The 22,022-nt window shown below is 67.9% G+C and carries 20 protein-coding genes; 9 read left to right on the top strand and 11 right to left on the bottom strand.

From position 1 onward, the window contains the following. Nucleotides 1–106 precede the first annotated feature (106 nt). Nucleotides 107–1,546, top strand: a complete 1,440-nt coding sequence (cls, locus tag SB771_RS08640) for a cardiolipin synthase (protein ID WP_175655532.1) — start codon at nucleotides 107–109, stop codon at nucleotides 1,544–1,546. Between the two features lie 120 nt (nucleotides 1,547–1,666). Here cls and SB771_RS08635 read toward each other — a convergent pair whose 3' ends face one another. Further along, complete coding sequence (locus SB771_RS08635; protein WP_011657298.1) at nucleotides 1,667–2,146, bottom strand: glutathione peroxidase; 480 nt, start codon at nucleotides 2,144–2,146, stop codon at nucleotides 1,667–1,669. 136 nt (nucleotides 2,147–2,282) lie between these two features. Between SB771_RS08635 and SB771_RS08630 the strand changes: the two genes are divergently transcribed. Then, nucleotides 2,283–4,214, top strand: coding sequence for an ATP-binding cassette domain-containing protein (locus tag SB771_RS08630; RefSeq protein WP_175660516.1), 1,932 nt, complete (start codon nucleotides 2,283–2,285; stop codon nucleotides 4,212–4,214). 180 nt (nucleotides 4,215–4,394) lie between these two features. On the opposite strand, the gene SB771_RS08625 is transcribed toward SB771_RS08630, so the two are convergent. The 3 genes from SB771_RS08625 to alr form a co-directional block, all read right to left on the bottom strand. Beyond that, on the bottom strand, nucleotides 4,395–4,661 hold the full coding sequence (locus SB771_RS08625; RefSeq protein ID WP_175660515.1) for a DUF2866 domain-containing protein: 267 nt from the start codon (nucleotides 4,659–4,661) through the stop codon (nucleotides 4,395–4,397). Nucleotides 4,662–4,807: 146 nt separating this feature from the next. After that, nucleotides 4,808–6,184: a DNA repair protein RadA gene (radA, locus tag SB771_RS08620; protein ID WP_011657301.1), complete on the bottom strand. Its 1,377-nt coding sequence runs from the start codon at nucleotides 6,182–6,184 to the stop codon at nucleotides 4,808–4,810. An 11-nt stretch (nucleotides 6,185–6,195) separates the two neighbouring features. Continuing rightward, complete coding sequence (gene alr, locus SB771_RS08615) at nucleotides 6,196–7,266, bottom strand: alanine racemase (protein ID WP_105832931.1); 1,071 nt, start codon at nucleotides 7,264–7,266, stop codon at nucleotides 6,196–6,198. A 218-nt stretch (nucleotides 7,267–7,484) separates the two neighbouring features. Here alr and lplT point away from each other — a divergent pair, with 218 nt between their 5' ends. Both lplT and thiD read left to right on the top strand, forming a co-directional pair. Then, nucleotides 7,485–8,792 carry a lysophospholipid transporter LplT gene (gene lplT / locus SB771_RS08610; RefSeq protein WP_011657303.1) on the top strand — a complete coding sequence of 436 codons (1,308 nt, stop codon included), beginning with the start codon at nucleotides 7,485–7,487 and terminating at the stop codon, nucleotides 8,790–8,792. Nucleotides 8,793–8,850: 58 nt separating this feature from the next. Continuing rightward, entirely contained in the window at nucleotides 8,851–9,660 is an 810-nt protein-coding gene (gene thiD, locus SB771_RS08605) for a bifunctional hydroxymethylpyrimidine kinase/phosphomethylpyrimidine kinase (RefSeq protein WP_175655528.1), read from the top strand. Between the two features lie 18 nt (nucleotides 9,661–9,678). Here thiD and SB771_RS08600 read toward each other — a convergent pair whose 3' ends face one another. The 4 genes from SB771_RS08600 to tsaB are packed head-to-tail and all read right to left on the bottom strand — an operon-like array spanning nucleotide 9,679 to nucleotide 13,022. Continuing rightward, on the bottom strand, nucleotides 9,679–10,638 hold the full coding sequence (locus tag SB771_RS08600) for a DUF1853 family protein (RefSeq protein WP_175660514.1): 960 nt from the start codon (nucleotides 10,636–10,638) through the stop codon (nucleotides 9,679–9,681). Continuing rightward, a complete protein-coding gene (locus tag SB771_RS08595) occupies nucleotides 10,635–11,771 on the bottom strand; it encodes a uracil-DNA glycosylase family protein (RefSeq protein ID WP_175660513.1) in 1,137 nt (378 codons plus the stop codon). Before SB771_RS08595 ends, SB771_RS08600 begins: the two co-directional genes overlap by 4 nt. Next, nucleotides 11,758–12,258: a ribosomal protein S18-alanine N-acetyltransferase gene (rimI, locus tag SB771_RS08590; protein ID WP_011657307.1), complete on the bottom strand. Its 501-nt coding sequence runs from the start codon at nucleotides 12,256–12,258 to the stop codon at nucleotides 11,758–11,760. Before rimI ends, SB771_RS08595 begins: the two co-directional genes overlap by 14 nt. Next, the gene (tsaB, locus tag SB771_RS08585) at nucleotides 12,255–13,022 is read right to left on the bottom strand and encodes a tRNA (adenosine(37)-N6)-threonylcarbamoyltransferase complex dimerization subunit type 1 TsaB (RefSeq protein WP_175660512.1); all 768 of its coding nucleotides are present in this window, start codon (nucleotides 13,020–13,022) and stop codon (nucleotides 12,255–12,257) included. Before tsaB ends, rimI begins: the two co-directional genes overlap by 4 nt. Nucleotides 13,023–13,169: 147 nt before the next feature. Here tsaB and SB771_RS08580 point away from each other — a divergent pair, with 147 nt between their 5' ends. The 3 genes from SB771_RS08580 (at nucleotide 13,170) to aceA (ending at nucleotide 17,033) form a co-directional block, all read left to right on the top strand. Next, a complete protein-coding gene (locus SB771_RS08580; RefSeq protein ID WP_011657309.1) occupies nucleotides 13,170–13,439 on the top strand; it encodes an acyl-CoA-binding protein in 270 nt (89 codons plus the stop codon). Nucleotides 13,440–13,799: 360 nt separating this feature from the next. Continuing rightward, nucleotides 13,800–15,338 (top strand): DEAD/DEAH box helicase, encoded by a 1,539-nt coding sequence (locus SB771_RS08575; protein ID WP_105832925.1) that lies wholly within the window; start codon nucleotides 13,800–13,802, stop codon nucleotides 15,336–15,338. A 387-nt stretch (nucleotides 15,339–15,725) separates the two neighbouring features. Beyond that, complete coding sequence (gene aceA, locus SB771_RS08570; RefSeq protein WP_175660511.1) at nucleotides 15,726–17,033, top strand: isocitrate lyase; 1,308 nt, start codon at nucleotides 15,726–15,728, stop codon at nucleotides 17,031–17,033. Nucleotides 17,034–17,255: 222 nt separating this feature from the next. Here the strand turns inward: aceA and SB771_RS08565 are convergent, their stop codons facing one another. Continuing rightward, on the bottom strand, nucleotides 17,256–17,690 hold the full coding sequence (locus tag SB771_RS08565) for a universal stress protein (RefSeq protein WP_006755353.1): 435 nt from the start codon (nucleotides 17,688–17,690) through the stop codon (nucleotides 17,256–17,258). A gap of 159 nt (nucleotides 17,691–17,849) precedes the next feature. Further along, the gene (locus SB771_RS08560) at nucleotides 17,850–18,755 is read right to left on the bottom strand and encodes a LysR family transcriptional regulator (protein WP_175660510.1); all 906 of its coding nucleotides are present in this window, start codon (nucleotides 18,753–18,755) and stop codon (nucleotides 17,850–17,852) included. Nucleotides 18,756–18,909: 154 nt separating this feature from the next. Here SB771_RS08560 and SB771_RS08555 point away from each other — a divergent pair, with 154 nt between their 5' ends. Continuing rightward, complete coding sequence (locus tag SB771_RS08555; protein ID WP_165751634.1) at nucleotides 18,910–19,671, top strand: haloacid dehalogenase type II; 762 nt, start codon at nucleotides 18,910–18,912, stop codon at nucleotides 19,669–19,671. Between the two features lie 67 nt (nucleotides 19,672–19,738). Beyond that, a complete protein-coding gene (gene aceB / locus SB771_RS08550; RefSeq protein WP_175660509.1) occupies nucleotides 19,739–21,331 on the top strand; it encodes a malate synthase A in 1,593 nt (530 codons plus the stop codon). 184 nt (nucleotides 21,332–21,515) lie between these two features. On the opposite strand, the gene SB771_RS08545 is transcribed toward aceB, so the two are convergent. After that, entirely contained in the window at nucleotides 21,516–21,929 is a 414-nt protein-coding gene (locus tag SB771_RS08545; RefSeq protein WP_175660508.1) for a gamma-glutamylcyclotransferase, read from the bottom strand. Between the last annotated feature and the right edge of the window lie 93 nt (nucleotides 21,930–22,022).

The raw sequence follows: 22,022 nt of genomic DNA, 5'->3' as shown, positions 1-22,022 counted from the left end.
CGCGGCCCCAACCGTGCGGCACGGCAAACCGCTGTCCCGCACGGTTGGGTAAGATGCGCGTAAGCGGCCGTCGCGCCGCACGACTTCAGGAGTCCGTCACGCGCCCATGACCCTCGACTGGCTACATCTCGGCACCCTGATCCTGGCCGTCCACGTGCTCGGGATCGTCGCGGCGTGTCACGCGCTCATGAACACGCGCACGTCGCAAGGCGCGATCGCGTGGGCCGTGTCGCTCGCCGCGATGCCGTACCTGACGCTTGTCCCCTACCTGTTCCTCGGTCGCAGCAAGTTCTCCGGCTACGTCGACGCACGGCGCCACGAAATGGAAGCGTTGCGCACGCATACGCCGCGCGTGCCGTGGCTCGATGCGGACGCAACCAACGGGCCGGCGGCCGACGCGATCGGCCGCGCTGCGGTGCTCGCGCTCACGCGGCTCGGCGGGATGCCGTTCGTCGGCGGCAATTCGGTGCGCACGCTCGTCAACGGCGATGCGACCTTCGAGGCGATCCTGTCGGCGATCGACTCGGCGCGCGAATACGTGTTCGTCCAGTTCTTCATCGTGCGCGTCGACGCGCTCGGCCTGATGCTGCGCGACGCGCTGCTCGCACGCGCGGCAGCCGGCGTGCGCTGCTACCTGCTGTACGACAGCATCGGCTGCTTCGACCTGCCGCACAGCTACGTCGACACGCTGCGCCGCGGCGGCGTCGAGGTCCACCCGTTCGCGACCCACCGCAAGTTCGTCAACCGCTTCCAGCTCAACTTCCGCAACCATCGCAAGATCGTCGTCGTCGACGGCAATCGCGCGTTCGTCGGCGGACACAACGTCGGCGTCGAATATCTCGGCGCGAACCGGCGTCTGTCGCCGTGGCGCGACACCCATATCGAAATCCGCGGCCCGGTGGTCGCCAGCATTCAGTACGTGTTCGCCGAAGACTGGCACTGGGCCACGCAGACGCTTCCGCCGCTCGCCGCGCCGCCGGAGGCGCTGCCCGGCGACGCGATGCATTGCCTCGCCGTACCGATGGGCCCGGCCGACAAGCAGGAAACCGGCTCGCTGTTCTTCGTCGGCGCGATCAACGCCGCGCACGAACGGGTGTGGATCACGACGCCGTATCTCATACCCGACGAAGCGGTGATCGCCGCGCTGAAGCTCGCGGTGATGCGCGGCGTCGACGTGCGTATCCTGATCCCGTGCCGGCGCGACCACTACGTCGTGTTCGAGGCGTCGAAGCTCTATGCACGCGATCTCATCGACGCGGGCGTCAAGGTGTTCCGCTACCGCCCGGGCTTCCTGCACCAGAAAGTCGTGCTGATCGACCGCATCGCGGCCGCGGTCGGCAGCGCGAATCTCGACAACCGCTCGTTCCGGCTGAACTTCGAAATCATGGTGCTGACCGTCGATCACGCGTTCGCCGAAGAAGTCGGGGCCATGCTCGACGCCGATTTCGCGCAGTCCTACGAGGTCGATGCGAACGAGTATCGGCACTCGCCCGCGTGGCGGCGCATCGCCATGCATGTCGCGCGCCTGTTCGCACCCATCCTGTAGCGTCCGTGGCGCCCGCGCGAGCGCCGGGCCGCCGTCGCCCGGATGGCGCCGCCCGCTTTCGCCCCATCCGGCCCGACACCGCGGTCGCGGGCCAGACGCCCCGCTCGCGGCTCCACGGCGTTACAGCAGCTTGTCGATATCCGCGGCGATTTCCTCGGGCTTCGTCGACGGCGCATAGCGCTTGACGATCCGCCCGTCGCGGTCGACCAGGAATTTCGTGAAATTCCACTTGATCGCCTTCAGGCCGAGAATACCGGGCGCCTCGTCGGTCAGATAGCGATACAGCGGATGCGCATGGTCGCCCTTCACGTCGACCTTCGCGAACATCGGGAACGTGACGCCGTAGTTGCGCTCGCAGAACGCGCCGATCTGCGCGGCGTCGCCCGGCTCCTGCTTGCCGAACTGGTTGCATGGAAAGCCGAGCACGAAAAAGCCGCGCGCCGCGTACTGCTCATACAGCTTCTGCAGGCCCGCATACTGCGGCGTGAAACCGCACTCGCTCGCGGTATTGACGATCAGCAGCACCTTGCCGCGATACGCGTCGAGCGACGCCGGCTCGCCGGCGAGCGTCTCCGCGCTGAACGAATAGAGGGTGGACATCGGGCACTCCTTTGATGAGACCGGAACGACGTGGAGTCTAGGCGAAATCGCGCCGTTGCGGCATCTGCCGTTCGGCCGATATCCGGAGCGACGCGCGCGCAGTCTAGAATAGCGGTTTTCGTCAGTCATTCCCGCCGTGATCCGTTTCAATCAGTTCAGCCTTGCTCGAGGCACCAAACCGCTGTTCGAGTCGGCCTCGTTCGTGCTCAATCCCGGTGAAAAGGCCGGCCTGATCGGCGCGAACGGCGCCGGCAAGTCGACGCTGTTCTCGGTCCTGCGCGGCGAGCTGCATTCCGACGCCGGCGATTTCTCGATGCCGCCGTCGTGGCGGATCGCCCATGTATCGCAGGAAACGCCCGCGGTCGACCGCTCGGCGCTCGACTACACGCTCGACGGCGACACCGCGCTGCGCGAGATCGAGGCGCGCATCGCCGCCGCGTCGGCCGCGCATGACGGCGCGGCCGAAGCCGACGCGCACGCGGCGTTCGCCGACGCCGACGGCTATACCGCGCCGGCGCGCGCCGAAGCGCTGCTGCTCGGCCTCGGCTTCACGCTCGCGCAGACGCGCGAGTCGGTCGCCAGCTTCTCCGGCGGCTGGCGCATGCGCCTGAACCTCGCGCAGGCGCTGATGTGCCGCTCCGACCTGCTGCTGCTCGACGAACCGACCAACCACCTCGACCTCGACGCGATCGTCTGGCTCGAAGACTGGCTGCACCGCTACGCCGGCACGCTCGTCGTGATCTCGCACGATCGCGAATTCCTCGATTCGATCTGCAACGTCACGCTGCATCTGGAAAATCGCCAGGTGAAGCGCTACGGCGGCAACTACTCGCAATTCGAAGTGCTGCGTGCGCAGCAGCTTGCGCTGCAGCAAAACGCGTACGAAAAGCAGCAGAAGACGATCGAGCACCTGCAGAGCTTCGTCGATCGCTTCAAGGCCAAGGCCAGCAAGGCCAAGCAGGCGCAGAGCCGGATGAAGGCGCTCGAGAAGATGGAGCTGATCGCGCCCGCGCACATCGCGTCGCCGTTCACGTTCGAGTTCCGCACACCCGACGCCGCGCCGAACCCGATGATGGTGATGGAAGACGTCCGCTGCGGCTACCATGCCGACGACGGCACGGACATCCCGATCGTCGAACGCGTGGCGCTGTCGATCCAGAACGGCCAGCGCATCGGCCTGCTTGGCGCGAACGGCCAGGGGAAATCGACGCTGATCAAGACGCTGGCCGGCACGCTCGCGCCGCTGTCGGGCCACGTGCGCGACGGCAAGGGCCTGACGATCGGCTATTTCGCGCAGCACCAGCTCGAAACGCTGCGCGAGGACGATTCGCCGCTCGCGCATCTCGCGCGGCTCGCGCCCGACACGCGCGAGCAGGAACTGCGCGACTTTCTCGGCGGCTTCAATTTCTCCGGCGAGATGGCGACGAGCCCGGTCGGCCCGTTCTCCGGCGGCGAGAAAGCGCGGCTCGCGCTGGCGCTGATCATCTGGCAGAAGCCGAACCTGCTGCTGCTCGACGAGCCGACCAACCACCTCGACCTCGAAACGCGTCACGCGCTGACGATGGCGCTCGCGCAGTTCGAAGGCACGCTGATCCTCGTCTCGCACGACCGCCACCTGCTGCGCGCGACCACCGACCAGTTCATGCTCGTCGCGAAGCACCGCCTGCAGCCATTCGACGGCGACCTCGACGATTACCGCGACTGGCTGCTGCAGCACGCGGCCGAGCAGCGGGCGGCCGCGAAGGCCGACGGCGCGGCGGCGACGGGCGCCGATCCGGGCGTCAACCGCAAGGATCAGAAGCGCCAGGCGGCCGAGGAGCGCCAGCGCCTGTCGCAGCTGAAAAAGCCGCTGCAGAACCGCATCACGAAGCTCGAAAAGGAAATGGAAACGCTGCACGCGGAGAAGGCGCGCCTCGATGCGTTCGTCGCCGATCCGGCAAGCTACGAGGCCGCGCGCAAGACGGAGTTGACCGAGGCGATCCGCAAGCTCGGCGAGGTCAATAGCCGGCTCGAGACGGTCGAGGCCGACTGGCTCGCCGTGCACGAAGAGCTCGAGCAGATCGGCTGAACGCGGCCCGGGTGTCGTCCGGCGGTCGCTTGACCGGTGGCGCGGCGTCCACCGCGGCGTCAATAGCCGACGAACCGGGCCGGCTGCATCCGGCCCGAAAACGACAAGGCCGGGCGCGCTGGCCCGGCCTCTTCATTGCAGGTACGGCTGTCGTTGGCGGGTCGGCCGTACGCTGTCCGCTCAACGCCGCGGCAACGTATCGCGCGGCGGTTGCTCGTCATCGTCCATCAGGTAACGCCGCCCTTCGGTCGGCTGGCGGATCGCCGCGGCGACTTCCGCTTCCGTCACGTCCTCGGACACGACCCGGCGTGCGAGGCGCCCTTCTTCGTCGATCCACTCGACGATCCGGCATCCGCCGCCCCACGGGTGAACGATGGGCTCCGATACGCGGCAGCCGCGCAGGTTGTAAAGGCGTCCGCTGGCCGCATCCCCATACTGTTTGAACATAGGTTCCCTTCCATTGCGGTTCGACAATCCGCCAAAGGATAGGGAAAAGCGATGTCCGCCGGGTTACAGGAGCCTACATATTCTTTACAACCAATTACGCGACAGATCGTGGCCGGCCGCCCCGCGCGGGTGCCGGCCACGCGCGGTCATTCGAGATCGCGCACGCGGTCGATCGCCTGCTCGATCCGCTCGACGGCCATCACGTTCAGCCCTTCGATCGGCTGCTTCGGCGCATTCGCCTTCGGGATCAGCGCAGACGTGAACCCGAGCTTCGCCGCTTCGCGCAGCCGTTCCTGGCCACGCGGGGACGGCCGGATCTCGCCCGCCAGCCCCACCTCGCCGAATACGATCAGGCCCTTCGGCAGCGCCTTGTTGCGCATCGACGAATGGATCGCGAGCAGCACGGCGACGTCAGCGGCCGGCTCGGTGATCTTCACGCCGCCCACCGCGTTCAGGAACACGTCCTGGTCGAAACACGCGATGCCCGCGTGCCGGTGCAGCACCGCGAGCAGCATCGCGAGCCGGTTCTGCTCGAGGCCGACCGCGAGCCGGCGCGGGTTCGGCACGTGCGCCGTATCGACGAGCGCCTGGACTTCGACGAGCAGCGGGCGCGTGCCCTCCTGCGTGACGAGCACGCATGAACCCGGCACGACCTGCTCGTGCTGCGACAGGAACAGCGCGGACGGGTTCGCGACGCCGCGCAGCCCGCGCTCGGTCATCGCGAACACGCCGAGCTCGTTGACCGCGCCGAAGCGGTTCTTGAACGCGCGCACGAGCCGGAACGACGAATGGGTGTCGCCCTCGAAGTACAGCACCGTGTCGACGATGTGCTCGAGCACGCGCGGGCCGGCGAGGTTGCCCTCCTTCGTCACGTGCCCGACCATGATGATCGCGGTGCCCGACTGCTTCGCGATGCGCGTGAGCTGCGCCGCGCATTCGCGCACCTGCGCGACCGAGCCGGGCGCCGACGTCAGCGCTTCCGAATAGACGGTCTGGATCGAGTCGATGACGGCGACGTCCGGCCGTTCCGCGTCGATCGCGGCCTGGATCTTCTCGAGCTGGATCTCGGCGAGCAGCTTCAGCTCGGCCGCCGGCGCGCCGCCGTCGAGCAGCGCGAGCCGTTGCGCGCGCAACGCGATCTGCGCGGCCGATTCCTCACCGCTGATATAGAGTGCGCGCCGCTCGTTCGCGATGTCCGCGAGCGACTGCAGCAGCAGCGTCGACTTGCCGATGCCCGGATCGCCGCCGATCAGCACGACGCCTCCCGGCACCAGCCCGCCGCCCAGCACGCGATCGAATTCGCCGATGCCGGTGGAGAAGCGCGGCACGTCGGCCGCCTCGATGTCGACGAGCCGCTGCACCGGCGCCCGCTTCGCGAGCGACTGGAAGCGATGGGCGGCCGGCGACTCGGCGACCGATTCGACGAGGGTGTTCCAGGCCTGGCACGACGGGCATTGCCCTTGCCACTTCGGGGTTTGTCCGCCGCACTCGCTGCAGACGTAGACGGTTTTCTGTTTCGCCACGCGTGTCGCCCTTATTCCGCGCGCACCGGTACGCGGCCGGCGACCGCGCACATCAGTTCATAGCCGATGGTCCCGCAATGGCGCGCGACGTCGTCGATCGGCAGCGTGTTGCCCCACAGCTCGACACGCGCGCCGACTCCGGCCTGCGGGCACGGCGTGAGGTCGACGGTGATCATGTCCATCGACACGCGGCCGACGATTCGCGTGCGGATGCCGTCGACGATCACCGGCGTGCCTTCGGGCGCGACGCGCGGATAGCCGTCCGCGTAGCCGCACGCGACGACGCCGATGCGCATCTGGGCCGGCGCGGAGAACGTCGAGCCATAGCCGATCGCCTGCCCCTTCGCGATCGTCTGCACCGCGATCAGTTCGGACGCGAGCGTCATCGCGGGCTTCAGCCCCGTGTCGGCGATGTCGGCCGACAGTCCCGACGGCGACGCGCCGTACAGCATGATCCCCGGCCGCACCCAGTCGAAGTGCGTATCCGGATGCCACAGCACGGCCGCCGAATTCGCGAGGCTGCGCGCGCCGGCGATGTTTTCCGCGCCGCGCTCGAACGTCGCGAGCTGCTCGGCGACGCCGCGCTCGTTGTCGGCGTCCGAAAAATGGGTCATCAACGTGATCTGGCCGATCCCGGGGCACGCACGGGCGCGCTCCCACGCGGCGCGGTATTTCTCCGGCGCGTAGCCGAGCCGGTTCATGCCGCTGTTCATCTTGAGCTGCACGTTGACGGGCTTCGACAGCCGCGCCGTCTCCAGCATCCGCATCTGCTCGTCGTTGTGGACGGTGGTCGTCAGGCTGTAGCGGTCGATCACGTCGATGTCGGTCGAGCGGAAGAACCCCTCGAGCAGCAGGATTGGGCCGGCCCACCCGAGCTCGCGCAACTTCACGGCCTCGTCGAGGTCGAGCAGGCCGAAGCCGTCGGTGCCGCGCAGGCCGGGAAACACGCGCGCGAGACCGTGGCCGTACGCGTTGGCCTTGACGACCGTCCAGACCTTGGACGGGCCGGCAAAGCGGCGGACGACGGAGAGATTGTTCGCGAGAGCGGCGGTATGGATGGTGGCGGAGATCGGGCGCGGCATGGGAAATTTACGTAAAGACGCTTGCGAATCATCAGCTTACCGCGCCTTTTGAGCACCGAAGCCGACAATTTGCGGAACGATCGGGGAATCTTGCTAGTCCGAATTGCCGTATTTTCGTGTTATAAAGCCGTGCGCACAACCCATTTCGAACGGAATAAGCCGATCGCATACCAGGCGGCCTACGCGGCCCTGCCGCAGCGACGAAAGCATCGCATCAGATGAAAAAAGGTTTTTACACCATCATGGCCGCGCAGTTTTTCTCGTCGTTGGCCGACAATGCGCTTCTCATCGCCGCCATCGCCCTGCTGAAAGACCTCCACGCCCCCAACTGGATGACACCGCTGCTCAAGCTGTTCTTCGTGTTGTCCTATGTGGTGCTGGCGGCTTATGTTGGTGCGTTCGCCGATTCGCGTCCGAAGGGGCGCGTGATGTTCATCACCAACTCGATCAAGGTGGTCGGCTGCCTGATCATGCTGTTCGGTGCCCACCCGCTGATCGCGTACGGGATCGTCGGGTTCGGCGCCGCGGCCTACTCGCCCGCCAAATACGGGATCCTGACCGAGCTGCTGCCGGCCGACCGGCTCGTCGCCGCGAACGGCTGGATCGAAGGCACGACCGTCAGTTCGATCATTCTCGGCACCGTGCTCGGCGGCGCGCTGATCAGTCCGCACATCGCATCGCACGTGATCGCGCACACGCCCGCCTGGATCAGCACACCCGCCGAAGCGGCGATGGCGATCATCATGGCGATCTACGTGATCGCCGCGATGTTCAACCTGCGGATCCCCGATACCGGTGCGCGCTACCCGAAGCAGGAGCGCGGCCCGGTCAAGCTCCTCACCGATTTCGCCGACTGTTTCACGGTGCTCTGGCGCGACAAGCTCGGCCAGATCTCGCTCGCGGTCACGACGCTGTTCTGGGGCGCGGGCGCGACGCTGCAGTTCATCGTGCTGAAGTGGGCCGAAGTCTCGCTCAACATGTCGCTGTCCGAAGGCGCGCTTCTGCAGGCCGTGGTCGCGGTGGGCGTCGCGGGCGGCGCGATTGCCGCCGCCGCGCGCATCCCGTTGAAGAAGTCGCTGTCCGTGCTGCCCGTCGGCATCATGATGGGCATCGCGGTCATGCTGATGGCGTTCTACACGCGCGACCTGTTCCCCGCGCACTGGGCCGTGCATTTCGGCCACCTGCGCCTGCCGGTGTACCTGATCGTCGCGTACATCTTCCTGATCGGCGTCGGCGCGCTGTCCGGCTATTTCGTGGTTCCGATGAACGCGCTGCTGCAGCATCGCGGCCACGTGCTGCTGTCGGCCGGCCACTCGATCGCGGTGCAGAACTTCAACGAGAACCTGTCGGTGCTCGTGATGCTGTGCCTGTATGCGGTGCTGGTCTGGCTCGACGTGCCGGTCGGCGTCGTGATCGTGCTGTTCGGCACGTTCGTCTGCCTGACGATGTGGCTCGTGATGCGCCGCCACCAGGCGAACCAGCGCCAGTTCGACTCGGTCGCGCTGATCGGCGAATCGCGGCACTGACGCTACACTGTCCGTTTCCGTCCGTCGGCGCCGGTCTTCGCACCGGCGCCTTGCCATCATGACGCACCCGATACCCAACGTCCTGACGATCGCCGGCTCCGACTCGGGCGGCGGCGCAGGCATCCAGGCCGACCTCAAGACCTTCTCCGCGCTCGGCGCGTACGGCGCGAGCGTGATCACCGCGCTGACCGCTCAGAACACGCGCGGCGTGAGCGGCGTGCACGCGCCGGACGCAGCGTTCGTGACCGCGCAGCTCGACGCGGTGTTCGACGACATCCGCATCGACGCGGTCAAGATCGGCATGCTCGCGAACGCGGCGATCGTGCATGCGGTGGCCGACGCGCTGCGGCGTTACGCGCCGCGCTTCGTCGTGCTCGATACGGTGATGATTTCGAAGAGTTCGCACGCGCTGCTCGCACCCGACGCGGTCGACGCGTTGCGCGACGTGCTGCTGCCGCTCGCGACCGTCGTCACGCCGAACCTGCCCGAAGCGGCCGCCCTGCTCGGCGACACGCCCGCGACGACCGAAGACGACATGGTCCGGCAAGGCCACGCGCTGCTGCAGGCAGGCGCGAACGCCGTGCTGATGAAAGGCGGCCACCTGCCCGACGCGGCCGCGAGCCCCGACTGGCTCGTCGATGCGGCGCATGCCGTGCGGCTCGGCGGCACGCGCGTGCCGGTCAGCAACACGCACGGCACCGGCTGCACGCTGTCGTCGGCGATTGCCGCGCTGCTGCCGCAGCGGCCGGATCTCGAGAGTGCGGTTCGCGACGCGAAGGTCTACCTGACCGGCGCGATCGCCGCGAGCGGCCAGCTCGACGTCGGCCACGGCGTCGGCCCGGTCCATCACTTCCATCGCTGGTGGTAAGCGCCGGCTGACGCGGCGTCAGTCGTCCTGCGCGGCGAACGCCTGCGCGCGCGCCGGCCAGTCGTCCGGCACGATGAAGCCGCGCGCGGTCTCCCGCCACACACCGTCGCCGTCCTGTCGATGGACGCCGATCAGCGCGGGCGCCTGGCGGGTCGTCAATACGGATGGCAGCGCAAGCGAATTCGCCAGCGGTTCGGGCGCGGCGTCGGCCGCCACCCGCCGCGGCGCGAGCCAGGCCAGCCGCGCCAGCACGTTCCACGCCGCGCCGTCGGGTTGCGCGGCCGCCCAGGCCGGCCACTGCGCGTGCGTCAGCCAGAAGCCGCGCGGATGATCGGCCGCGATTTCCGCGGCGACTGGTGGCAGCGGCACACCGTACGGATAGAACAACCAGCCCTTGATGAACATCTGCGCATCGGACGGCGCGCCGTAGCCGAGCAGCGCAAACCCGTGGCGATCGCTCAACCGTAGCTGATGCTCGAGCAGCCGGCTGCGCTTGCGGTCGAGGCGGTCGACGAGATTCGGACCGACGAAATCCGCGAGCGATGCGTCGCCCGCCACCGGCGCGCACAGGTAGCACTTCACGGCAAGCTCCCAGTGCAGGCGCTGCCCGCCCGGCGCATCGACGAGGAAATCGACCTCGCCGAGCGTCTTGCCGTTGCTGCGCAGCGGCAGATTGGCGGCGACGAGCCGCAGCGACGGCCCGTGCGTGAGGAAATATTCGAGCAGGCATTCGGCATAGCGTCCGAGCCGCACCGGCCGCAGCCCGTCCAGCGCACGGTGCAGCGGCTCGGGCGCGGCGTCGAGCGCGACGAGCCACGCTTCGACGGCCACCCGTTCTGGCGCATCCGACCACGGATGCGCGAGCGGCGCGCCGGGCGCCGCGGTGAGCAGGCTCGGGCTCGCGAGGAGCCAGCCCAGATCGCGGACCGCGACATCGCGCAGCGTATCGACGAACGCGAACGCCGCGTCGTGCGTCATTGGGCGACCGGCCCGGTCGCGTCGGCGTCCCCCGCCTGCTGGAAGGTATCGCGCGCAAGGCACAAGTCGGCCCACGCCTTCGACTTGTCCTGCAGGCTGCGCAGCAGGTACGCCGGGTGGTAGGTGACGATCACCGGCACGCCTTCGTACGTGTGCACGCGGCCGCGCAGCGACGCGATGCTCGCGTCCGTCTTCAGCAGCGTCTGCGCGGCGAAGCGGCCGAGCGCGACGATCAGCTTCGGCTTCACGAGCGCGACCTGACGCTGCAGGTACGGCTCGCAGCGCGCGACCTCGTCGGGTTCAGGATTGCGATTGCCGGGCGGCCGGCACTTGATCACGTTCGCGATGTAGACGTTCTCGCCGCGCTTGAGCGCCAGCGACTGCAGCATGTTGTCGAGCAGCTTGCCGGCCTGGCCGACGAATGGCTCGCCCTGCTTGTCCTCGTTCTCGCCCGGCGCTTCGCCGATCAGCATCCAGTCCGCTTCACGATCGCCGACGCCGAACACGGTATTGGTGCGCTTCTCGCACAGGCGGCAGCTCGTGCAGTCGGCGACGCGTGCGGCGAGCGTCTCCCAGTCGAGCATCGCCACCGGCGTTGCGGCAGGACGCGCTTCGTCCGGCGGCAGCGGATCGCCGGGCGGCGCCGCGTCGAACCACGCGAAATCGTCTTCGGTGGCCGGCGGCATGTCGTCCGCGGCGGCAGACGGTGCGGGCTCGACGGACGCACGGTTGTCGTCGATCGCGGCGCGCGTGGCCGTCGCCGTACGCATAACCGCTTCGTCGCTCGGTGCCGCATTGCGAGCCGCGCCGCCCACCGGCGGCGTATCGTCACGCGGGACCGCCCGCGCAGGCGGCTGCGTGGCATGCGGCTGCTGCGTCGCCGCCCGCGGTTTGGCCGCGCCGGCCGCGCCGGATACGCCGGATACGCCGGATACGCCGGATGCACCGGATGCACTGGATGCGCCGGATGCACTGGATGCGCCGGTTGCGGCCGCAACGGCGGACGCGTCGCCCCCTCCGCCGGATGCCGCAGGCGGTGTTTCGCCCGCTTCAGCGCTTTGCGCGCGCTGCCCGCGCCGCACCCAGATCTGCGCGAGACCCATTTCCTCGAGCGCTGCTTCAGCCCACGCCATGCGTGTCCCCTTCGTCCTTGTTCAGCGTCAGACGCATCACGATCGCGTCCTCCCGGCCGCGATGCCGCGCCGGATAGTAGTTCTTGCGCCGGCCGATCGTCACGAAGCCGAAGCGCTCGTACAGATGGATCGCGCGCAGATTCGACGGCCGCACCTCGAGCAGCACGCCGTCGAGCCGCTCCGCGCGCGAGATGCGCACCGCTTCGCGCAGCAGCGCGAGGCCCGCACCCGAGTGCTGGGCGGCCGGGGCAACACACAGGTTCAGCAGGTGCATCTCGTCGATCACCGGCATCAGCACGCAATAGCCGACGAGCGCGCCCGTCACGTGCCGCAGGCACACGCCGAAATAGCCGTTGCGCAGCGAATCCTCGAAGTTGCCGCGGCTCCACGGGAATTCGTACGCGACCTGCTCGATCGCGACGACCTCGTCGAGGTCGGTGTCGGTCATCGGCGACAAATAGCGGTCGCTCAGCAGTACACCCGTCATCCTTTCGCTCCGCCCGTCTGCGCGGCGCGCGCCGCGAGGCGCTCGGCGGTGGTCTGCGCGACCTTGTCGCGCACGTATTCCGGCGCGGCCTGGTCGGCCGGCACCGTACGGCCGGCGCGAAACGCCCGCAGCGCGGCATGCGCGACCGCCAGCGCATGCGGCAGCGCGTCGCCGTCGATCACGGCTGCCGCGGCGGCAGCCGGCAACTGCGCGCCGAACGCGGCCGCCGCGTTGCCCGCGAGCGTGAACGGCACGTCAGGCACGCCGACGGCGCCCGGCGCGTCGAGCGACGCCGGATGCAGCGTGCGCCAGTCGCCCGCCTGGTCGTCCCACGCGAAATCGGCCCAGTACGCTTCGTCCATCCGCGCATCGAGCGCGGCCAGCACGCGCGTCGTGCCGGGCGCGCGCAGACGCGCGTTTTCGGCGCACGCGAGCAGCGTGCTGACCGGCACGACCGGCAGCCCGCGGCCGAACGCGAGCCCCTGGGTAATGCCGGTCGCGGTACGCAGGCCGGTGAACGAGCCGGGGCCCGCGCCGAACGCGATCGCGTCGCAGTCGGCGAACGACAGGCCCGATTCGGCGAAGAGTTCCTGGATGGCCGGCAGCACGCGCGTGCTCGACACGGCACCCGTCGGCTCGTGGCGGACCCAGGTTTGCGGGGTGGAAACGGCGTCATCGGCCGGAGCCGAGCGCAGCAGCGCGACCGAGCAGAATTCGGTCGACGTATCGATGGCGAGGAGCACTGTTTGCGTCATGGCCGACATTGTAATGCGGCGCCCCGCTCCCACGGGCGATCGGACCCGATCCAGATGCGTGCGCCGCGCGGCCGGCGGTTTGGAAGGATCGCTCGACCCCGCGCGGCGCGGCGCTTGTTAAGATCGGCCGACTCGAAACCCTTACGGAGACACACGATGAGCGATCTCACCGCCCAATTCGACCAGGCCCAGGTCGACGTCAAGCAACTGCCCGAGCGACCGGGCAACCTGACGCTGCTACGCCTGTACGCGCTCTTCAAGCAAGCGACCGACGGCGACGCGCACGGCGACAAGCCGGGCTTCACCGATATCGTCGGCAAGTACAAGTACGACGCGTGGGAAGCGCTGAAAGGCACGTCGCAGGACGCCGCCAAGCAACAGTATGTGGAACTCGTCGAATCGCTGAAGAACGGCACGGCATCCTGACCGGATCGCCCTCCCCGCAATCGGCAATCAAATCAGTGGCGCAGCGCAGCAAGTTTCTTTATAATGCGGCCTGCGTCACCCCCGCGCTCGGCTCGAAAGCCGTTCCGGCCAGGCGCCTCGTAGCGTTATGCTCCAATCCGGTTTAGAACCTGTCCCCTCCTGCTTCGACCCTCGCGGTCGTCACTCTCAGGCTGGCGGCCCCGCTCCTGAAGCGCGCCGCACCCAAAACAGCTTCTAATGCCTCATCCGCCGAAGGTTCGGCGGATTGCACCCCCGTTTCCTGATTTGCTCGCTGAATCCGACGACTTGGGTATGCGCGATTGGCGCCGACGTTTCACCCACTGTGTTTCAAGGATTGTTATGACTTCGAGCATTAACTCCAGCCCGCTCAACGCGATCGCCGACCAGGCGCTCGGTCTCGACGACGCCGCCGTACCGGCCGCGATCGAACCGGCGTCGGACGAGCCCAGCTTCGCGTCGCTCGGGCTGTCGCCGGAGATCGTCTCCGCGCTGGAGGCCGCCGGCTATGTGAAGCCGACGCCGGTCCAACAGCGCGCGATTCCGGCCGGCATCGCCGGCCGTGACCTGCTGGTGTCGAGCCCGACCGGTTCGGGCAAGACGGCCGCCTTCATGCTGCCTGCGATCGAACGTTTCGCGCAGCTTCAGAAGACGCTGGCGCAGCAACCGCGCACGCCGCGCGAACCGAGCCAGGGCGACCGCCGCGTGCGCCGCCCGCAACCCGTCGCGCGCCCGGGCCTGCTCGTGCTCACGCCGACCCGCGAACTCGCGATGCAGGTCACGACGGCCGCATCGACCTACGGCAAGCACCTGAAGCGCCTGCGCACCGTCAGCATCCTCGGCGGCGTCGCCTATGGCCAGCAGCTGATGCTGCTCGCGAAGAACCCGGAAATCCTGGTTGCCACGCCGGGCCGCCTGCTCGATCACCTCGAACGCGGCCGTATCGACCTGTCGGAACTGAAGATGCTCGTGCTCGACGAAGCCGACCGCATGCTCGACATGGGCTTCATCGACGACATCGAGACGATCGTCGCGGCAACGCCCGCGTCGCGCCAAACCATGCTGTTCTCGGCCACGCTCGACGGCAAGATCGGTTCGCTGACGGGCCGCCTGCTGAAGGACCCGGAGCGCATCGAGATCCAGCAGCGCCTCGAGTCGCGCACGAACATCGCGCAGACCGTGCACTACGTCGACGACCGCGACCACAAGGATCGCCTGCTCGATCACCTGCTGCGCGACGACGCGCTCGACCAGGCGATCATCTTCACGGCGACCAAAATCGACGCCGACCAGCTCGCCGGCCGTCTCGCCGACGCAGGCTTCGAATCGGCCGCACTGCACGGCGACCTGCCGCAGGGCGCGCGTAACCGCACGATCCGTGCGCTGCGCGAGCGTCGTGTGCGCGTGCTGGTTGCGACCGACGTCGCGGCCCGCGGCATCGACATCCCGGGTATCACGCACGTGTTCAACTACGACCTGCCGAAGTTCGCGGAAGACTACGTGCACCGTATCGGCCGTACGGGCCGCGCCGGCCGTTCGGGCACCGCGGTGAGCCTCGTGCACCACGCCGAACAGGGCGCGCTCAAGCGCATCGAGCGCTTCGTGCGCTCGCCGCTGCCGGTCAACGTGATCGAAGGCTTCGAGCCGCGCAAGGCACCCGCGCGCAACGGCAGCACCGGCGGCCGCGGCCGTCCGGGCGGCGGTAACGGCGGTCGTCGTTTCGGCGGCAAGCCGGGCGGCGGTCATGCCGGCGCCGGCCGCAGCTACGGCGGCGGCAATGGCGGCGGCTGGAGCGGCAAGCCGAGCGGCAGCCGTGACGGCGGCCCGCGTCGCGACGGCCAGCGCAGCAGCGGCCCGCGTCGCAGCAACTCGGCGTCGTAAGCACGCCCGGGCGGCTGCGGCCGCCCGACGGAGGGCCATCCCATCCGGCAGACCGGCGCACCCGCGCCGGTTTTTTTCGTCCCGCCCCACATTTCACGATGCGGAAAATTTTTTTGCGTCGTAAAAAGTCATGCTGCGCGGCACAACCTTACGATTGCGAGATGGGAAAAATCGTTTCTCATTGCGAAACGTTACTGGCAACCTTTTGATTCATAACGATTAAAAAATTTCGAACTTCCTGAGATAGCCCCTGTTTCATGTCGGTCGGTTTGCCTAGACTCTTATACAAGACTTCGCGAAACGGCAGCACCCCGCTCCGCTTCGCAAACAGCATCCTCACCGTCCGATTCGACTCATCAGGCAACGCACCGTATCAAGGAGCTCATCATGTCGCGACACCAACAGGCGCAGGAACTGCAACAGCAATGGGAAACCGATCCGCGCTGGAAAGGCATCAAGCGCAGCTACACCGCTGACGACGTGGTTCGCCTGCGCGGCTCGATCGCCGTCGAGCACACGCTGGCCAAGCGCGGCGCGCAAAAGCTGTGGAGCCTCATGAACGAAGAGCCGTTCGTCAACGCGCTCGGCGCGCTGACCGGCAACCAGGCAATGCAGCAGGTGAAGGCCGGTCTCAAGGCGATCTACCTGTCGGGCTGGCAAGTGGCCGGCGACGCGAACGTCGCGGGCGAAATGTACCCGGACCAGTCGCTGTACCCGGCGAACTCGGTGCCGCTCGTCGTCAAGCGCATCAACAACACGCTGACGCGCGCCGACCAGATCCAGTGGTCCGAAGGCAAGAACCCGGGCGACGAAGGTTACGTCGACTACTTCGCGCCGATCGTCGCGGATGCGGAAGCCGGCTTCGGCGGCGTGCTGAACGCGTTCGAACTGATGAAGGCGATGGTCGAGGCAGGCGCGTCGGGCGTCCACTTCGAGGACCAGCTTGCATCGGTGAAAAAGTGCGGCCACATGGGCGGCAAGGTGCTCGTGCCGACGCGCGAGGCCGTCGCGAAGTTGTCGGCGGCGCGTCTGGCCGCGGACGTGATGGGCACGCCGACCGTGCTGGTTGCACGCACCGACGCGGAAGCAGCGGACCTGATCACGTCCGACATCGACGACAACGACAAGCCGTTCCTGACGGGCGAGCGTACGGTCGAAGGCTTCTTCCGCACGAAGCCGGGCATCGATCAGGCGATCTCGCGCGGGCTCGCGTATGCGCCGTACGCCGACCTCGTCTGGTGCGAAACGGGCAAGCCGGATCTCGAGTACGCGAAGAAGTTCGCGGAAGCGATCCACAAGCAGTTCCCGGGCAAGATGCTGTCGTACAACTGCTCGCCGTCGTTCAACTGGAAGAAGAACCTCGACGACGCGACGATCGCGAAGTTCCAGAAGGAACTCGGCGCGATGGGCTACAAGTTCCAGTTCATCACGCTGGCCGGCTTCCATGCGCTGAACTACTCGATGTTCAACCTTGCGCACGGCTATGCCCGCACGCAGATGAGCGCGTTCGTCGAACTGCAGCAGGCCGAGTTCGCGGCGGCCGACAAGGGCTTCACGGCCGTCAAGCACCAGCGCGAAGTCGGCACCGGCTACTTCGACGCAGTGACGCAGACGGTCGAGCGCGAAGCATCGACGACCGCGCTGCACGGCTCGACCGAGGACGAACAGTTCTTCGACGGCAAGAAGGTCGCGTAACGCGCGCAAGCGTCACGCCGATGCCCGCCCGTCACGCGACGGCGCGGCATCGGCGGCACCGAACAAAAATCAGGGAGGAGACGGCAGGCGCGCGGTGACCCGCGCGACCCGCCGCGCGCGGCCCTCGGCCGCCTGCAACGACGCGCGCCGGCTTCGTCCGGCGCGCCCTTTTTCAGCGGCGCTGCCGTGCCGCCGCCCGCGCGGCCACGGACGACGTCGCCGCTACCGATAGACGATCACCGGAATTTTCGTATGGGTCAGCACGCGCTGCGTCTCGCTGCCGATCAGCAGGCTGCCGAGCCCGCGGCGTCCGTGGGACGCCATGAAGATCACGTCGCAGCCGCCGCGTTCGGCCGCCTCGATGATGCCGAGATACGGCGACGGATGCACGCTCGTCCAGCTGTCGCAGACGACGCCGGCCGCCTTCGCGGCCGCCTGCACCTCGTCGAGGTGCGCGCGCGCCTCGCGCTCGCTGCGCGCGCGGAAATCGGCGGGCGGCTCGATGATCACTTCGGAAAACGGCGAGTACGGATACTGCGGCAGGCACGCGTAGGCCGTGACCTGTGCGCCGACCGCGCGCGCCAGGTCGATCGCGCCGTCGATCGCCTTCTGCGACAGTTCGGAACCGTCGGTTGGAACGAGGATGTGCCGGAACATCGCGCCCTCCTGCGTCAGACGCACCGCGCGCGCCGCGAACCCATGCGAGCCGGCCCCGGCGTGTCGCGCATGCCAGTTTCGATTGTAGTGCGCGAAACCGGGCGGCCGGCGCCGTCAGCGGGTTCGCCCTCATATCGGAAACGCGCGGGCGGCCGCGCGCTACTCGCCCCAATACCCGGGCCGCTCGTAGGTATGTTTCAGGTAATCGAGAAACAGCCGCACGCGCAGCGGCAGGTGGCGCCGCTGCGGAAACACCGCGTGGATACCGATCGGCGGCGCCGCGAACGCATCGAGCACGCTGACGAGGCGGCCGGCCGCGATGTCGTCGCCGACCTCCCACCACGATCGCCATGCCAGGCCGTAGCCGGCGAGGCACCACTCGTGCAGCACCGCGCCGTCCGAGCATTCCATCGTACCGTTCACGCGGATCGACACGACCTTGTCGCCCTCCTGGAACGCCCAGCCGCGCTGCTGGTTCGCGTTCGCGGCCAGCGCGAGGCAGTTGTGGCGCGCGAGTTCGGCGAGCGTGGCCGGCGTGCCGCGCCGCGCGAGATACGCCGGAGACGCGACGCACACGCGCCGGTTCTCGCCGAGCTTCAGCGACACCAGCGACGAATCGGGCAGCTCGCCGAGCCGTACCGCGCAATCGAACCCTTCGTTGACGAGGTCGACCATCCGGTCGGACAGGTCGAGCGTGACCGACACGTCCGGATGCGCGCCGCTGAATTCGGGCACGAGCGGCGCGACGTGGCGCCGCCCGAAGCCGGCCGGCGCGGAAATACGCAGGTGGCCGCTCGCCTTCACGCCGCCGGCGGACACGCTCGCCTCCGCGTTCTGCATGTCGTTGATGATCCGCTGGCAATCCTCGAGGAAGGCCGAACCCTCGAAGGTCAGCGTGAGCTTGCGGGTCGTCCGCACCAGCAGCTTGACGCCGAGCCGCTCCTCGAGCGCGTCGAGGCGGCGGCCGATGATCGCCGGCGCGACGCCTTCCGCGTGCGCGGCCGCCGACAGGCTGCCCTTCGCCGCGACCGCGGCGAACGTTTCGATCTGTTTGAACCGGTCCATGACTCGAAAGGACGGCCATCCCGCCCTTCAAATAGCTTAAGCCGGTCAAGATTATGTATATTAAAGTAAAAGATCAAGTGATGATTAGCGTCTTTTTTAGTACATGTGATCACGAATAGAATCGACTCGACCTCTGAAACTGGAGCGCAAGGCTATGTCGGCCACAACGACACTCTCCTCTCCCGACGCAATCCTCTTCGACGCATTCGGCACGTTGTTCGACGTGCATGCGGTCGTGGCCGCGGCGGAGCAGATGTTTCCCGGTCACGGGGAGCGGTTGTCGCAGCTGTGGCGACGCAAGCAAATCGAATACTCGCAGTTGCGCACGCTCGCCGATCCGGCCGGCGCCCGCTATCGCCCGTTTCGCGACATCACGCTCGACGCGCTGCGCTTCGCCGCGCGCGTGCTCGGCCTCACGCTGAACAGCGCGGCCGAGAAACGCCTGATGGACGAATACGCGTGCCTGTCCACCTACCCCGACACGCTGCCCGCGCTGCGCAAGCTGCGCGCGCTCGAGCCGCGCCCGCCCCTCGCGATCCTGTCGAACGGCAACCCGCAGATGCTCGACATCGCGATCAAGAGCGCCGGCATGACCGGCCTGTTCGATCGCGTGCTGTCGGCCGACACCGTGCGCGCGTACAAGCCGAGCCCGGCCGTCTACGCACTCGGCACCGCGGCGTTCGGCGCGAACGCGCGCGACATCGTGTTCGTGTCGTCGAACGCGTGGGACGTCGCGGGGGCCGCCTGGTTCGGCTACACGACGTTCTGGCTCAACCGCACGGGCGCACCCGCCGAGGAACTCGGCGCGCCGCCCGACGGCACCGGCAGCGGCATGGCCGACCTGCTCGCCTTCCTCGCCACCCCGGCTCCGTCCGGCAGACCCGCAAACCGCGCGCGCCCCGGCCCGGGCGCATGACGGTCGCGGCGCTGCCGCCTTCCCCCTTCACCGAAACCGCAACTGACCGACCAAGGAGATGAGACTCATGAGCACCCCGATCACGCTGCCGCAAGGCATGGCGATCACCGGCGAAATCAAGCCGGGTTACGAAGCAATCCTGACGCCTGACGCGCTCGCACTCGTCGCGGCGCTGCACCGCACGTTCGAGCCGCGCCGCCAGGCGCTGCTGCAGGCCCGCGTCGAACGCACCAAGCGCCTCGACGCCGGCGAACGCCCCGATTTCCTGGCCGACACGAAGGCGATCCGCGAAGGCGACTGGAAGGTCGCGCCGCTGCCGGCCGACCTGCAATGCCGCCGTGTCGAGATCACGGGCCCCGTCGAGCGCAAGATGATCATCAACGCGCTGAACTCCGGCGCCGACTCGTACATGACGGACTTCGAGGATTCGAACGCGCCGAGCTGGACGAACCAGATCGACGGCCAGATCAACCTGAAGGACGCCGTGCGCCGCACGATCTCGCTCGAGCAGAACGGCAAGTCGTACCGGCTGAACGACAAGGTCGCGACGCTGATCGTGCGTCCGCGCGGCTGGCATCTCGACGAGAAGCACGTGACGGTCGACGGCCAGCGCGTGTCCGGCGGCATCTTCGATTTCGCGCTGTACCTGTTCCACAACGCGAAGGAATTGATCGCGCGCGGCTCGGGCCCGTACTTCTACCTGCCGAAGATGGAAAGCCACCTCGAGGCGCGCCTGTGGAACGACATCTTCGTCGCGGCACAGGAAGCGGTCGGGGTGCCGCGCGGCACGATCCGCGCGACGGTGCTGATCGAGACGATCCTCGCCGCGTTCGAGATGGACGAGATCCTGTACGAGCTGCGCGAACACAGCGCGGGCCTGAATGCCGGCCGCTGGGACTACATCTTCTCGGCGATCAAGAAGTTCAAGAACGATCGCGACTTCTGCCTGGCCGACCGCGCGAAGATCACGATGACGGTGCCGTTCATGCGCGCGTACGCGCTGCTGCTGCTGAAGACCTGCCACAAGCGCAACGCACCGGCAATCGGCGGGATGAGCGCGCTGATTCCGATCAAGAACGATCCGCAGGCGAACGAGAAGGCAATGGGCGGCGTGCGCTCGGACAAGCAGCGCGACGCGACCGACGGCTACGACGGCGGCTGGGTCGCGCACCCGGGCCTCGTGCCGATCGCGATGGAGGAATTCGTCAAGGTGCTCGGCGACAAGCCGAACCAGATCGCCAAGCAGCGCGACGACGTGCAGATCGAAGGCAAGAACCTGCTCGACTTCCAGCCTGAAGCGCCGATCACCGAAGCCGGCCTGCGCAACAACATCAACGTCGGCATTCACTATCTCGGCGCGTGGCTCGACGGCAACGGCTGCGTGCCGATCCACAACCTGATGGAAGACGCGGCCACAGCCGAAATCTCCCGCTCGCAGGTATGGCAGTGGATCCGCTCGCCGAAGGGCGTGCTCGACGACGGCCGCAAGGTCACGGCGGAACTAGTGCGCGAATTCGCGAAGGCCGAGCTCGACAACGTGAAGCGCTCCGTCGGCGGCAACACGCAGCCGTACGAGCGTGCGGCTGCGATCTTCGAACAGATGTCGACGTCGGAAGGCTTCACCGAATTCCTGACGCTGCCGCTGTACGAGGAAATCTGACGGCGCGGGCCGGGTCCTGCCGGCCCGGTCGTGCCCAACCTGCCCGCCGCCGGTCGCACCGGCCGGTGGCATGAAAAGCGCCTGCCATGAAAAACACCCCAAAGGTTGGATTCGCATCCAACTTTTGAGGTGTAGTTCAGCCAGGGCGCTTTTTCTTTGCGGCGCAGCGGTGCCGCGCGGACGCTCAGGCGGCTTCCCGCTCGCGCCGGTGCTGCACCCAGTCGCCCGATGCGATGCGCGGACGGTCGGCTGCCGCATGCGCGGCGACCGGATAGTAGACGCACGCGTACGTACGGCCGCCGAGCTGGACGGTCACCGGCTCCTGCCGGAACAGCGTATCGACGCCCGGATAGACGCGCTCGATCTCGTCGAGCACGGGCATCAACTGCTCGTCGATCTCGTAGACGTCGCCCCATACGAGCGACTGGCTGGCCGGCCCGGCGATCATGCCCGGGTACGTGCCGAAATCGTACAGTTCGCCCGGCAGCGCGGCCGCACCGAGCAGCGTCGGCGCGGCGATCCCGTGCCGCGCGGCCGCATGGCCGATGTCGTTGGCTTCTCCCGCTCTCAACGTGCCGTAGACGAATACGTAGCGCATCTTGGTTCTCCTCTTCGATTCAGGTGTTGCCATGCCGGGCCGTCGCGGCCGCGCCGCGGGCACCGGCGTCTTCAGGGCGTTCGGGGCGCCGCT

Origin of the sequence: Burkholderia sp. SIMBA_051, from assembly GCF_046534915.1 — a bacterium.
GTDB lineage: Bacteria > Pseudomonadota > Gammaproteobacteria > Burkholderiales > Burkholderiaceae > Burkholderia > Burkholderia ambifaria.
The sequence above is the reverse complement of the archived record's forward strand: the minus strand, read 5'-3'. Positions and strand labels throughout refer to the sequence as shown.

Bases quoted from the DNA above. Each gene is read 5' to 3' on its own strand.
- SB771_RS08555 (WP_165751634.1), top strand. From the start codon at position 18,910: ATGTCGGCCACAACGACACTCTCCTCTCCCGACGCAATCCTCTTCGAC.
- SB771_RS08545 (WP_175660508.1), bottom strand. From the start codon at position 21,929: ATGCGCTACGTATTCGTCTACGGCACGTTGAGAGCGGGAGAAGCCAAC.
- SB771_RS08565 (WP_006755353.1), bottom strand. From the start codon at position 17,690: ATGTTCCGGCACATCCTCGTTCCAACCGACGGTTCCGAACTGTCGCAG.
- tsaB (WP_175660512.1), bottom strand. From the start codon at position 13,022: ATGTCGGCCATGACGCAAACAGTGCTCCTCGCCATCGATACGTCGACC.
- aceB (WP_175660509.1), top strand. From the start codon at position 19,739: ATGAGCACCCCGATCACGCTGCCGCAAGGCATGGCGATCACCGGCGAA.
- cls (WP_175655532.1), top strand. From the start codon at position 107: ATGACCCTCGACTGGCTACATCTCGGCACCCTGATCCTGGCCGTCCAC.
- SB771_RS08625 (WP_175660515.1), bottom strand. From the start codon at position 4,661: ATGTTCAAACAGTATGGGGATGCGGCCAGCGGACGCCTTTACAACCTG.
- SB771_RS08575 (WP_105832925.1), top strand. From the start codon at position 13,800: ATGACTTCGAGCATTAACTCCAGCCCGCTCAACGCGATCGCCGACCAG.
- SB771_RS08580 (WP_011657309.1), top strand. From the start codon at position 13,170: ATGAGCGATCTCACCGCCCAATTCGACCAGGCCCAGGTCGACGTCAAG.
- thiD (WP_175655528.1), top strand. From the start codon at position 8,851: ATGACGCACCCGATACCCAACGTCCTGACGATCGCCGGCTCCGACTCG.
- SB771_RS08595 (WP_175660513.1), bottom strand. From the start codon at position 11,771: ATGGCGTGGGCTGAAGCAGCGCTCGAGGAAATGGGTCTCGCGCAGATC.
- SB771_RS08635 (WP_011657298.1), bottom strand. From the start codon at position 2,146: ATGTCCACCCTCTATTCGTTCAGCGCGGAGACGCTCGCCGGCGAGCCG.
- alr (WP_105832931.1), bottom strand. From the start codon at position 7,266: ATGCCGCGCCCGATCTCCGCCACCATCCATACCGCCGCTCTCGCGAAC.
- aceA (WP_175660511.1), top strand. From the start codon at position 15,726: ATGTCGCGACACCAACAGGCGCAGGAACTGCAACAGCAATGGGAAACC.
- lplT (WP_011657303.1), top strand. From the start codon at position 7,485: ATGAAAAAAGGTTTTTACACCATCATGGCCGCGCAGTTTTTCTCGTCG.
- SB771_RS08600 (WP_175660514.1), bottom strand. From the start codon at position 10,638: ATGACGCACGACGCGGCGTTCGCGTTCGTCGATACGCTGCGCGATGTC.
- SB771_RS08560 (WP_175660510.1), bottom strand. From the start codon at position 18,755: ATGGACCGGTTCAAACAGATCGAAACGTTCGCCGCGGTCGCGGCGAAG.
- rimI (WP_011657307.1), bottom strand. From the start codon at position 12,258: ATGACGGGTGTACTGCTGAGCGACCGCTATTTGTCGCCGATGACCGAC.